Genomic DNA, 12,222 nt, shown 5'->3' with positions numbered 1-12,222 from the left:
TGAGTTAGATAATTCTCCGACCACAGTCGGTGTTCCCATTGGATTATGCTCGCTCCATGGTGCATAACAGCGGATGCTGATGCTCCTTGGCATAATCACTGACCTGCTGTACGCGAGTTTCTGCTATTTCTGCCGTGTAGATGCCACAAACAGCTTTACCCTCATAATGAACTTTCAGCATAATTTCTGTTGCCTGCTCGTACTGCAGGTTAAAAAACCGTGACAGCACATCAATAACAAAATCCATAGGCGTGAAATCGTCATTGTGCAAAACCACCTTGTACATAGGGGGTGGCGCCAGTCGTTGCCGCGTTAATTCTGCAATGTCATCAAAGTGTACGTTTGGATTGTTATTACCGCTCATAAATAAACTATAGCCATGCGCGCGCCATCCAGCAAAGGCGCTTCAATTAAAATTGCGTAAAAGTATTTAGCATATTTCAGCAAATACCTTGACTGTCTGTACAAATTATCTACATTAGATAGTGGAGCAACCAAAAAGCTCCTCTAACATGAAGCTCAAGCATACAGAATATAGCTAAACTTAGAGAAGGATGTAAGTAGTATGGCTACCGGTAAAGTAAAATGGTTCAATAATGCAAAAGGATTTGGATTTATCCGGGAAGATGGGCGCGACGAAGATATCTTCGCGCATTATTCAACCATCACCATGGACGGCTACCGCACGCTAAAAGCGGGTCAGGATGTCGAGTTTGACTTGTCTGAAGGGCCTAAGGGCTTACATGCAGTTAATATCAAACTTCCTGGCGAAGAATAAGTAAGCGATCACGTTACGGTTATTTCGGTAAGTTCATTAGCCATAATGTTAGCTTGCCCCAATAACCGATGTGGCTTACTAAACTGCCCGAGTACAATCCACAACCTTGCTGAGCTGTTTCAGGTTCACAACGTTGGCTGTTCTCTCTACATTACAGTGACTACAGGCAGAAAAAAGGCGCTAACCCGAGGGTTGCGCCTTTTTGCTTAACCAAACAACTTGCCCAAATGCTTACAGGGCAGTTAAGGCAGCGTTTAGTGTTGAACTTGGACGCATGGCCGCTGCAGCCTTGCTTTGATCCGGACGGTAGTAACCACCGATATCCACTTCACGACCTTGCACACCGTTTAACTCGGCCAATATTTGCTGCTCGCCAGACTGCAGAGCGTCGGCTAGCTTAGCAAAACGGCTGGCTAAAGCAGCATCCGCAGTTTGTTGCGCCATCGCTTGTGCCCAGTACATGGCTAAATAGAAATGGCTACCACGGTTATCTAACTCACCCGCTTTACGGCGTGGTGATTTGTCGTTATCTAAAAACTGAGCGGTGGCTTTATCTAACGTATCCGCTAAGATCTGCGCAACCTTGTTATCAGCAACTTGGGCTAAATGTTCTAACGACGCCGCTAACGCTAAAAACTCACCCAATGAATCCCAACGTAAGTGGTTTTCTTGCACGAATTGCTCAACGTGCTTCGGTGCTGAACCGCCTGCACCCGTTTCAAATAAACCACCACCGTTCATCAATGGCACTATAGATAACATCTTGGCACTGGTACCCAGCTCAAGGATCGGAAATAAATCGGTTAAGTAATCGCGTAATACGTTACCGGTTACCGAAATCGTGTCTAAACCTTGTTTCATACGCGCTAAGGTATGACGGGTTGCCTCTACCGGCGACATGATTTGAATATCTAAACCATCAGTGTCGTGATCCGCTAAATAAGCATGCACTTTCTTGATCAATTCAGCATCGTGAGCACGTTGGTTGTCTAACCAGAAAATGGCTGGCGTGTTGCTTAAACGTGAGCGATTAACCGCTAATTTAACCCAATCACGGATCGGCTCATCTTTTACTTGGCACATACGCCAAATATCACCGGCCGCAACTTTATGGCTGAACACGGTTTCGCCTTTGCTGTTGGTTACCACAACAGTTCCTGCCGCGGCGATTTCAAACGTTTTATCGTGTGAACCGTATTCTTCGGCTTTTTGCGCCATTAAGCCAACGTTAGGCACTGAGCCCATGGTACGAGGATCAAAAGCACCGTTTTGCTTACAGAAGGCAATAGTCTCTTGATAAACACCGGCATAGCAACGATCAGGGATGACCGCTTTGGTATCTTTTAATTGACCATCTGGACCCCACATTTGACCTGAGCTACGGATCATCGCTGGCATAGATGCATCGATAATCACATCGCTTGGCACGTGCAGGTTGGTGATACCTTTATCAGAGTTTACCATCGCCATGGCGGGTTTATCCGCATACAGCGCGGCAATATCAGCTTTAATCGCGTCTTGTTCAGCTTGAGGTAACTGCGGTAACTTGGCGTATAAATCGCCGATACCGTTGTTAACATCTAAACCCAATTGAGTAAAGGTTGTGGCGTATTTTGCGAAAATTTCTTTGTAGAATACTTTAACCGCATGACCGAACAAGATTGGATCCGACACTTTCATCATGGTGGCTTTTAAGTGTAACGAGAACAACACGTCCTGCGCTTTGGCATCTTCAATCTCAGCGGCGTAAAACTCGCGTAAGGCGGCTACGCTCATCATGGTAGCATCAACTACTTCACCGGCTAATACTGGCACTTTTTCTTTAAGTACTTGTACGCTGCCATCGGCTTGCTGCAGGCTGATTTTTAACACATCCGCTGCCGCCATAGTGGTAGATAATTCAGAGCCATAAAAATCGCCGGCACTCATGTGGGCAACGTGTGATTTTGAGCTGCTGCTCCATGCACCCATGCTGTGCGGGTTTTTACGCGCATACTGCTTAACCGAAGCCGGCGCACGACGATCCGAGTTACCTTCACGTAAAACCGGGTTTACGGCTGAGCCTTTGATCTTGTCATAACGCGCTTTGACGTCACGTTCTTGCTCGGTTTTTGGCTCTTCTGTGTAATCAGGTAAAGCATAACCTTGCGCTTGTAATTCTTTTATCGCTGCTTTTAATTGCGGTAATGAAGCGCTAATATTCGGTAATTTAATAATGTTGGCGTCTGGCTGTTTAGCTAATTCACCCAACTCAGCTAAGTCGTCGTTGATCCGTTGCTCTGGTGTCAAAAACTCAGGGAAGCTGGCAATAATCCGACCTGACAATGAAATGTCGCGGGTTTCAACCACTACGCCGGCAGCGGCAGAGAACGCCTCGATAATTGGCAATAAAGACTGGGTCGCCAGTGCTGGCGCTTCGTCAGTTATGGTGTAAATAATTTTTGCACTTTCATTCGACATGTTAGTTCCTGTATTGTAATCGACGGATCGCATTGACAGGGCCATTGCCACCCGAGCGTGGAAATTGTTTTAAACGCAGCAAAAAACCGACTGATTATATCAGCATCAATCAGATTAAAACAGGCGCAGTATGACCGACCAGTAAATGTTCTAATTCACGCGTTAGGATGCTTACTGGTAACGGCGGCGGTTTGCCCCAGATTAACGTCGAGAATTTGTGTGAAAAAATCAACATCAGCAGCCCAATCCAAACATAAGGGCTTTTTCAAAAAAAACAATGGCGAGAGTGTTACAACACCGATCTTAGTGCTTTTTAATAAGCCTTTTGATGTGTTAAGCCAGTTTACCGACAACAGTACCCCACCGCGCGCCACGCTGGCAGACTTTATTGATATTCCAGATGTGTATGCGGCAGGTCGCTTAGATCGAGATAGTGAAGGCCTGTTATTACTGACCAACTGCGGTAAAACCCAGCAACGCATCAGCGATCCGAAATTTAAAGCCCCTAAAACCTATTGGGTACAAGTTGAAGGTGACATTAGCGAACAGGCACTGCAGCAATTGCGCCAAGGTGTGCAACTCAAAGATGGCCTCACCCTGCCCGCCCAAGCACAACGGATGGCCGAGCCCGAGCTGTGGCCTCGCACCCCAGCCGTGCGTTATCGCGCTAATATTCCAACCAGTTGGCTAAGTTTAACCATTAGCGAGGGCCGTAATAGGCAAGTTAGACGGATGACCGCTGCGGTCGGCTTTCCTACGCTGCGCTTAGTGCGCTGGCAAATTGGTGATTGGCAACTGGCCGATCTAGCACCGGGTATGAGCCGTACTATCCCGCTAACCCGTTAAACGGCTCTGTTAAGGGCTATTTGCTTTACAGGATGACACTGCATGAGTAGAAATCGATTACATTTGACCGTGGCTGCGGTTATTCAGTATCAAGGCCGTTTTTTATTTGTGGAAGAGCAAGACAAGCAACACGGTCATAAAGTACTGAATCAGCCAGCTGGACATATGGAAGAAGATGAAGATGTACTCAGTGCAGTATGTCGCGAAGTGACAGAAGAAACCGGTTTAATACTCACGCCTACTGCTTGGCTTGGCATCTCACAATTAGCGGCAAGTAACGGCCATACTTATGTGCGGATTAACTTTTTATTTGAACCCGACTCGCTACCGCAACACTACCAACCGCAAGATAACGATATACTCGCCTTGCATTGGCTAAGCGCCGACGAATTACGCCAGCACCCCGTTCCAGCACGCAGTCGACTGGTGCATGATGCCATCAATAGCTACTTACAAGGCACTCGGTTGGCACTTAATCTGATTGAGCCGCTGCGTTAGCATTTTGCCCGACTAAATTTGGTGGTATAATCCGCGCCTTTAATTTTCAGCTAAGTTAAGTGCGGTGTCATGTCAGATAACAGCAGTAAAAAAGTCATCGTCGGAATGTCTGGCGGCGTAGATTCCTCAGTATCAGCCTGGTTACTTATACAACAGGGTTATCAGGTTGAAGGCCTGTTTATGAAAAACTGGGAAGAAGACGATAATGACGAATACTGTGCTGCCGCCGAAGATATGGCCGACGCGCAAGCCGTGTGCGATAAGCTCGGCATTAAGCTGCACAAAGTCAATTTCGCCGCTGAATATTGGGATAACGTGTTTGAGTACTTTTTGGCTGAATACCAAGCCGGTCGCACGCCAAATCCCGATATCATGTGCAACAAAGAAATCAAATTTAAAGCCTTTCTTGAATTTGCCGCTGAAGCCTTGCAAGCCGATTATATTGCTACCGGTCATTATGTGCGCCGCCGCTTGCAAGACGGCCATTGGCAAATGCTGCGTGGTTTAGATCAAAATAAAGATCAAAGTTACTTTTTATACACACTCGCTGAACAGCATATTGCGCAAACGTTGTTTCCGGTAGGTGAGCTAGAAAAGCCGGCCGTGCGTGCTATTGCAGAACAACAAGGCTTGATCACCCACGACAAAAAAGATTCCACCGGTATTTGTTTTATTGGCGAACGCAAATTTAAAGATTTTCTACAACAATATTTACCGGCACAACCAGGCGATATTGTCAGTATTGATGATCAGAAAGTGATTGGGCAACATGATGGCTTGATGTATCACACCCTTGGCCAACGTAAAGGCTTGCGTATTGGCGGGCTACGTGATGGCAGCGACGAACCTTGGTATGTGGTGGGTAAAGATCTTCAGAAAAATCATTTATTAGTGGCACAAGGCCATGACCATCCGGCCCTGTTGTCTAGCGGCTTAATTGCCACGCAATTAGACTGGGTTGATCGCACGGGGCCGCAACAACCGCAGCGCTTAACGGTGAAAACTCGTTACCGTCAAACCGACATTGCTTGTTTGGTTACGCCGTTGTCTGAAGGTCGGTTAAAAGTCGAATTTGATCAGCCACAAAAGGCCGTTACTCCAGGTCAGTCTGCCGTATTTTATTTAAACGAAGTCTGTTTGGGCGGCGGCATTATTGATGAGGCGTTAAACTAAATGGAAGCATCGTTACAAACTCAATTGATTGCTTTAGCGGGCCTGTGTCAGGCGGTAAAATTGGTGCAAACGGTTGCTCGCAGCAGCGAATCGCAACAAGGTCAATTAGCCATTGCGCTTGGTAGTGTTGTGAATCTTAACCCGGCTGAGCCGCTCGATATTTATGGCGGCGAGATGCAAAACTTGCGGCAGGGTTTTGAACTCATTATCGAACAACTTGCTGATAAACCAAAGAAAGATGTCGAATTAACCCGCTATTTAGTTGGCGTATTAGCCCTAGAGCGCCGGCTGAATAAAAACGGCAAGAATATGCAAAAGCTCGGCAATCAGTTACAGCAGATGGACCGTCAGTTACAGCACTTTACCGTAACGGACGAAACCATTATCGCTAAGTTAGCAGACATCTACACCGAATGTATCAGCAGCTTGGGGGCCCGTATTCAAATTTACGGCCAACCCGACTTACTCAGTCAAAACAGTGTGCAGCATAAGGTACGAGCATTACTGCTAGCCGCTGTGCGAGCAGCCGTACTTTGGCGGCAAGCTGGCGGTAGCCGGCTACATTTTGTATTTAAGCGACGTAAATTATTGGCTGCGGCAGAAGCCGCATTAAACAGTATCTAACTAAGCACGATACCTCAGGAGATTTCATGGAACTTAATGCCCTTACCGCAATTTCGCCGGTGGATGGTCGCTACGGTAGCAAAGCGGCTGCCCTACGCCCAATTTTCAGCGAATTCGGTTTAATTAAATACCGGGTCACTGTCGAAGTGCGTTGGTTACAACAACTGGCGGCAGAGCCAAAAATTGCTGAAGTACCGGCGTTATCTGCCGAAGCCAATGCCATTTTAGATAAGATTGTCAGCGAATTTAGTTTAGCCGATGCCCAGCGTGTTAAAGATATTGAGCGCACAACGAACCATGACGTTAAAGCGGTAGAATATCTGTTAAAAGAAAAAGTTGTTAACAACAGCGAATTAGCGGCCATCAGTGAATTTATCCACTTTGCCTGTACGTCTGAAGACATCAACAACTTATCACACGCGTTAATGCTACACGATGCGCGCAGCCAAGTCTTATTACCTGAGTGTGATGCACTGCTTAGCGCACTGAAAACGCTAGCGGTTGATTTAAAAGCCGTTCCTATGATGGCCAGAACGCATGGTCAGCCAGCCTCGCCAACCACCATGGGTAAAGAGATGGCCAATGTTTACATGCGCTTAAAGCGTCAGCGTGAACAAATCGCAGCGATCAGCCTACTGGGTAAAATAAATGGCGCTGTCGGTAACTACAACGCACACTTATCGGCTTATCCGGATATCGATTGGCATCAATTTGCGGAGCGTTTTGTCAGCTCGCTGGGCATTACGTGGAACCCTTACACCACACAAATCGAACCACATGATTACATTGCCGAATTATTTGATGCCATTGCGCGGTTCAATACCATTTTGCTGGATTTTGATCGTGATGTCTGGGGTTACATTGCCTTGGGTCACTTCAAACAAAGAACGATTGCCGGTGAAATTGGTTCATCGACCATGCCGCATAAAGTGAACCCGATCGATTTTGAAAACTCAGAAGGTAACTTAGGTATTGCTAACGCGCTATTTAACCATCTTTCAGCCAAATTACCGGTGTCTCGTTGGCAGCGCGATCTGACTGACTCAACCGTATTACGTAACCTTGGCGTCGGTTTTGGTTATACCTTAATTGCTTATCAAGCCACGTTAAAAGGCATCAGTAAGTTAGAAGTGAACGAAGCCAATTTACGAGCCGAATTAGACGCTAACTGGGAATTACTGGCCGAGCCGGTGCAAACTGTTATGCGTAAATATGGCATCGAGAAACCTTACGAGAAGTTAAAAGAACTGACTCGCGGTAAGCGGATCAGCGCCAATGATCTCGCCTTGTTTATTGATGGCCTAGACTTACCGGCGCAGGCTAAAGCGGAAATGAAACAGCTTAGCCCAGCCGGTTATATTGGTGATGCGATACGGTTAGTTGAGTTATTAGACTAACCACTTAGTTGTCACTGAAGCTTGATGTGGCATTGACGAATAAAGGCGAGCAACTCGCCTTTATTCGTTTTAAGCTGGCAAGCTGCAAAGCGTTGAAACGTTAAGTTAGCGGCTTTACGTTTCAACGCTAACCGGCCAATTGTGCTAACCCTTTCGATCCTTTATTCGGTGCCCAAATATGTACACATTACACCTCGGACAGCTTAGCCTTGCAGACTTTATGCAGCAGTATTGGCAAAAAAAGCCGCTGCTGATCAAGCAAGGTTTTCAAGAATTTAAAGACCCTTTATCCGCCGATGAATTGGCGGGCTTGGCCTTAGATGAAGATGTCGAGTCACGTCTGGTGCAATGTCATGCGGGCAACTGGCAATTAGAAACCGGCCCCTTTGAAGATTTTAATCGCTACGGTGAACGTGATTGGACGGTGTTAGTTCAAGCCGTCGATCATTGGCATCCGCCTGCGGCGGCGTTATTAGAGCCGTTTCGTTTTATCCCGAATTGGCGGATAGATGATTTGATGGTCAGCTTTTCCACGCCAGGTGGTGGTGTTGGCCCGCATTTGGATCAATACGATGTTTTTATTATCCAAGGCGAAGGTAAACGCCATTGGCGCGTGGGTATGCCCGATGCTTCCCTGAAGCAACATTGCCCGCACCCACGCTTATTACAAGTTAGCCCTTTTACAGCCTGTATTGATGCCATTTTAGAGCCAGGTGATATTTTATATATTCCACCAGGTTGTCCGCACGATGGCATCTCTATTGATAACAGCTTGAATTACTCTGTGGGTTTTCGAGCGCCAGCACAAAAAGATTTACTTACCGGTTTAACCGATTATTTAATTGACCACGAGATTGTTGGTAAACGTTTCACCGATCCTGCTCGGCAATTAACTCCGCAAAACGGCGCGATCAGTGAACAAGATTTAGATCAGGTGCAGCAATTGTTACTACAACTGATTAGTGATCGACAATTACTCCCGCAATGGTTTGGCCAATACATTACTCAAGCTAAGCATGAATTAGATCAGCAAGAGCCTGATCCGCATTATCAAGCCGAAGAAATTGCGGAATACCTAGAAGAAGGCTCCGTACTGGCCAGTATCGGCGGTTTACGCTGCAGTTATTATCAGCAAAAACCTGACTGTGATATTTTGTTGTTTATTGATGGTGAGAAAATAGTGTTACCCTCAGAGGAATTACACACCGCGCAACTGCTGACACAGAGCCCCAACATTAGTCAGCAAGACTGTATGCATTTTATTGCCCGCGAAGAGCGTTTGCTGCTGCTCACCGATTTGATCAATCAAGGCTTGTGGTACTTTGTTGAGTAAGCTCTCTGCCCAGAAAAAAACCGCTTAACAGCGGTTTTTTTGTAAAGATTAAAATACAGATTTGAGTGGCGCTTGTGCTAGCTTTGCCACAATTGTTCGTCATCAAACAAGTCATATAAACCGTGCGCACGAGCAACCAATAAATTAGCAAAATCTTGCTGAGTTTTATCAGACACACCCGCTTGAATAATTTGCTCGGCCTTTAACTGCCAATGCAACGCAAAAGCACGGATCGCTTCACGTGCATTAGGTGCTGCACCGATGGCCATATGGTCTGTTGGTAAGTCGCCACTGATCACCCAAAAGGATTTTTTCTCGCGGGTATTCAGTTTCCAAATAGCCACATAAGGCGGTAAGTAACGGCTTTCACTCACGGCAACGTTATCGGGGATAATACCTTTAGTTGCAAGGTATTCGTTGGCTTTTTGAAACTGCGTTCGCACCCATTCTGTGCGCTCCGCATCACTGATTTCAGCATTATTCTGAGTTAACGACTCACTCATAAACGGCTTCCTATGTTGTAGTTGCCGCTACTTTAGGTGACTCGCTGCCGACAATCAAGTCTTGATAGCGCAGAATCAGCCCACCCCATCCAAAAAGTTCACCTATCAACGCCCTATCAGCTCCGACCACACTCAGACACCGGTCCGACCACACTGAGACTCATTTGACCACACGCTGAGACAATTTAGAGCTGAATGATGCTTTGCTGGCAATAGACAGATCAGACGTGTCTCTGAGTGCGGTCTGACCAGTCATTATTTCATGGGAAAGCTGGCATAAAGTAGGACTAAATGGTAAATTCCGCGCCACAAACATCGGCTACAGTTAACGTAAACGTAAACGGTAGCGCTTTATCCGCTTTTATTCCAATGGAGTTCATTGTGGCTGTATTTAATCATTCTGAATTTGATCAACACGAACAAGTGGTTTATTGCAGTGATCAGGAATCTGGCTTAAAAGCCATCATTGCTGTGCACAGTACCCGCTTAGGCCCGGCTGTCGGCGGTTGCCGCATGTGGGATTATGTCTCAGATGAAGATGCACTGGTCGATGTACTACGCTTATCTCGCGGTATGACTTACAAAAACGCTATGGCCGGTTTGCCATTAGGTGGTGGTAAGTCTGTGATTATCGGTAATGCTAAAACCATCAAGTCTGAAGCCTTGTTCCGTGCCTTTGGTCGAATGGTCCATCGCTTAAATGGCAGCTATTACAGTGCTGAAGATGTGAACATTACCACACACGATATTATGCAAGTGAACCAGGAAACGCCTTTCGTGGCCGGTTTAGAAGGTAAAAGCGGTAACCCTGCTCCCTTTACTGCGCTAGGCACCTACCAAGGTATTAAAGCCGCCGCGATGCATCAGTTTGGCTCGGCCGATCTGAATGGTAAAGTTGTCGCGGTGCAAGGTTTAGGTAGCGTGGGTTTTTACCTGTGTGAATATTTACACGCTGAAGGCGCGAAACTGATTGTTACTGATATCAATGAAGACGCCATCACTCGGGCGGTGAATCAATTTGGCGCAACAGCTGTAGGCTTAAATGACATCTATGCGGTTGATGCTGATATCTATGCCCCCTGTGCACTCGGTGCCACATTAAATGACGACACCTTGCCACAGTTAAAAGTAAAAATTATCGCAGGTTGTGCCAACAACCAATTAAAGCGCGCAGAGCATGGCCAGAAGTTACGTCAAATGGGTATTTTATATGCACCAGACTATGTGATTAACGCCGGTGGCATTATCAATGTCGCCTTTGAGATGCGGCCACAAGGCTATAGTAGCTCTGAGTCAACGGCAAAAGTGAAGCAAATCTACGACACCTTGCTGACTATTTTTGAACGTGCTGATGCAGAAAATTTACCCACCAGCACCGTAGCGGATTTGATGGCGCAAGAAATTATTGCTCGCGGTAAACGGTTATAACGCGTTTTAGTGCAGCAATGTATGAAGGAAATGATGGCTTAAGGCGACGCGGTTAATGAACCGCGGTTTGCTTTAAGCCATCAAGGCCATGGCTGGCAAACGCAGCACCTTACTCGAATCGACCGTGCAGCACTAACCTGCACTGCTGTACGGTAGACCGCAGCTAAAACTTAACTCTCTGTTTGGCGTGTTAACAAGCTTAAGCGCGTAATCTTGCACACTTAACTGCACAGTACCACGCTGATGTGCTCTTTGTGGCTCATTATTACAGACAACCCACACCATTCCAGCCTAGCCATTTAAAGACAAAACAACGCCGCAACAGCTCAAGCCCTACAAGATAAACTTAACGATTAAATCCCAAGCTATTAGTAAGATTGATAAAATAATCAATAGAAAAATACTCACATGTAGCCAAAACATCGATTGCGGCTTTGCCTTGCTCACTCGCTGTTTGATCACAACCTTAGCCTGATGCTTACGACCAGAGGAAACCACAACTCCAGCCGTTGCTGACGCTTTTTTCACTTGAGACATTTTCAACAGCAATCCTTCAGAAAATGTTAACGCCACTCATTAATTCGGATAAGAAGCAGCTAGTGCCTGTAATTCCGCCCCGGCAACACGAGTGATCCGCCAGTCATGCATAAGACTGGCACCTTGCGATTGATAAAAGTCGATAGCCGGTTGATTCCAATCCAGCACTGACCATTCAAATCGACCACACCCACGTTCTACGGCCAATTTTGCTAAATAGCTTAATAATAATTTACCTAAACCTTTACCCCGAAATTCAGGTAGTACAAATAAATCTTCCAGATACAGCCCAGGTTGCGCTAAAAATGTAGAGTAATTATGAAAAAACAAAGCAAAGCCCGCCGGCTGCCCTTGATACTCAGCAATCACCACTTCGGCTGCGGGCTTCTCGCCAAACAAGCTCTGTTGTAACTTTTCGGTGGTGGCGACCACGTGATCTGCCATTTTCTCATACTCAGCTAAGCCCTGAATAAAAGCTAAAATTAAGGCGCAATCAGCCTCGGTTGCTAAACGGATCGTGCTGTGATTATTCATAAAATACCTTTGGGATCATAAAATGTCAGGCTAGGCTCAAATTGAGATACTACTATAGCCTGCGTTATGGCGAAAAAAAACCGGAGTATACTCCGGTTTCTTCAACGCGTT

The 12,222-nt window shown here is 46.3% G+C and carries 13 protein-coding genes; 8 read left to right on the top strand and 5 right to left on the bottom strand.

Annotated features, from left to right (window positions below; all coding sequences use genetic code 11):
* Positions 1 to 43 precede the first annotated feature (43 nt).
* The gene (gene clpS / locus ACUJFK_RS08685; RefSeq protein WP_226750934.1) at positions 44 to 364 is read right to left on the bottom strand and encodes an ATP-dependent Clp protease adapter ClpS; all 321 of its coding nucleotides are present in this window, start codon (positions 362 to 364) and stop codon (positions 44 to 46) included.
* Positions 365 to 565: 201 nt separating this feature from the next.
* On the opposite strand from clpS, the gene cspD reads away from it, so the two are divergent.
* Positions 566 to 778 carry a cold shock domain-containing protein CspD gene (gene cspD, locus ACUJFK_RS08680; protein ID WP_226750933.1) on the top strand — a complete coding sequence of 71 codons (213 nt, stop codon included), beginning with the start codon at positions 566 to 568 and terminating at the stop codon, positions 776 to 778.
* Between the two features lie 231 nt (positions 779 to 1,009).
* Here the strand turns inward: cspD and ACUJFK_RS08675 are convergent, their stop codons facing one another.
* Entirely contained in the window at positions 1,010 to 3,238 is a 2,229-nt protein-coding gene (locus tag ACUJFK_RS08675; RefSeq protein ID WP_306176645.1) for an NADP-dependent isocitrate dehydrogenase, read from the bottom strand.
* Between the two features lie 219 nt (positions 3,239 to 3,457).
* Between ACUJFK_RS08675 and ACUJFK_RS08670 the strand changes: the two genes are divergently transcribed.
* The 6 genes from ACUJFK_RS08670 to ACUJFK_RS08645 all read left to right on the top strand — a co-directional run bounded on the left by ACUJFK_RS08670 (position 3,458) and on the right by ACUJFK_RS08645 (position 9,109).
* Entirely contained in the window at positions 3,458 to 4,084 is a 627-nt protein-coding gene (locus tag ACUJFK_RS08670; RefSeq protein ID WP_445426697.1) for an rRNA large subunit pseudouridine synthase E, read from the top strand.
* A 42-nt stretch (positions 4,085 to 4,126) separates the two neighbouring features.
* On the top strand, positions 4,127 to 4,582 hold the full coding sequence (locus ACUJFK_RS08665) for an NUDIX domain-containing protein (protein ID WP_226750931.1): 456 nt from the start codon (positions 4,127 to 4,129) through the stop codon (positions 4,580 to 4,582).
* A gap of 69 nt (positions 4,583 to 4,651) precedes the next feature.
* The gene (mnmA, locus tag ACUJFK_RS08660; protein ID WP_445426696.1) at positions 4,652 to 5,755 is read left to right on the top strand and encodes a tRNA 2-thiouridine(34) synthase MnmA; all 1,104 of its coding nucleotides are present in this window, start codon (positions 4,652 to 4,654) and stop codon (positions 5,753 to 5,755) included.
* A complete protein-coding gene (hflD, locus tag ACUJFK_RS08655; protein ID WP_445426695.1) occupies positions 5,756 to 6,379 on the top strand; it encodes a high frequency lysogenization protein HflD in 624 nt (207 codons plus the stop codon).
* A gap of 26 nt (positions 6,380 to 6,405) precedes the next feature.
* Positions 6,406 to 7,776 (top strand): adenylosuccinate lyase, encoded by a 1,371-nt coding sequence (purB, locus tag ACUJFK_RS08650; protein WP_306176648.1) that lies wholly within the window; start codon positions 6,406 to 6,408, stop codon positions 7,774 to 7,776.
* A gap of 178 nt (positions 7,777 to 7,954) precedes the next feature.
* Positions 7,955 to 9,109, top strand: coding sequence for a ribosomal protein uL16 3-hydroxylase (locus ACUJFK_RS08645; RefSeq protein WP_306176649.1), 1,155 nt, complete (start codon positions 7,955 to 7,957; stop codon positions 9,107 to 9,109).
* A 77-nt stretch (positions 9,110 to 9,186) separates the two neighbouring features.
* Here ACUJFK_RS08645 and ACUJFK_RS08640 read toward each other — a convergent pair whose 3' ends face one another.
* Positions 9,187 to 9,612 (bottom strand): DUF4826 family protein, encoded by a 426-nt coding sequence (locus ACUJFK_RS08640; RefSeq protein WP_226750926.1) that lies wholly within the window; start codon positions 9,610 to 9,612, stop codon positions 9,187 to 9,189.
* 381 nt (positions 9,613 to 9,993) lie between these two features.
* Between ACUJFK_RS08640 and ACUJFK_RS08635 the strand changes: the two genes are divergently transcribed.
* Complete coding sequence (locus tag ACUJFK_RS08635) at positions 9,994 to 11,040, top strand: Leu/Phe/Val dehydrogenase (protein ID WP_445426694.1); 1,047 nt, start codon at positions 9,994 to 9,996, stop codon at positions 11,038 to 11,040.
* Positions 11,041 to 11,373: 333 nt separating this feature from the next.
* Here ACUJFK_RS08635 and ACUJFK_RS08630 read toward each other — a convergent pair whose 3' ends face one another.
* Positions 11,374 to 11,583 carry a hypothetical protein gene (locus tag ACUJFK_RS08630; RefSeq protein ID WP_445426693.1) on the bottom strand — a complete coding sequence of 70 codons (210 nt, stop codon included), beginning with the start codon at positions 11,581 to 11,583 and terminating at the stop codon, positions 11,374 to 11,376.
* Between the two features lie 33 nt (positions 11,584 to 11,616).
* Entirely contained in the window at positions 11,617 to 12,111 is a 495-nt protein-coding gene (locus ACUJFK_RS08625) for a GNAT family N-acetyltransferase (protein WP_445426692.1), read from the bottom strand.
* Between the last annotated feature and the right edge of the window lie 111 nt (positions 12,112 to 12,222).

The organism is Alishewanella sp. HL-SH06, from assembly GCF_052656265.1.
Note: the sequence above shows the minus strand (reverse complement) of the source record. Positions and strands in the feature narration are given on the sequence as shown.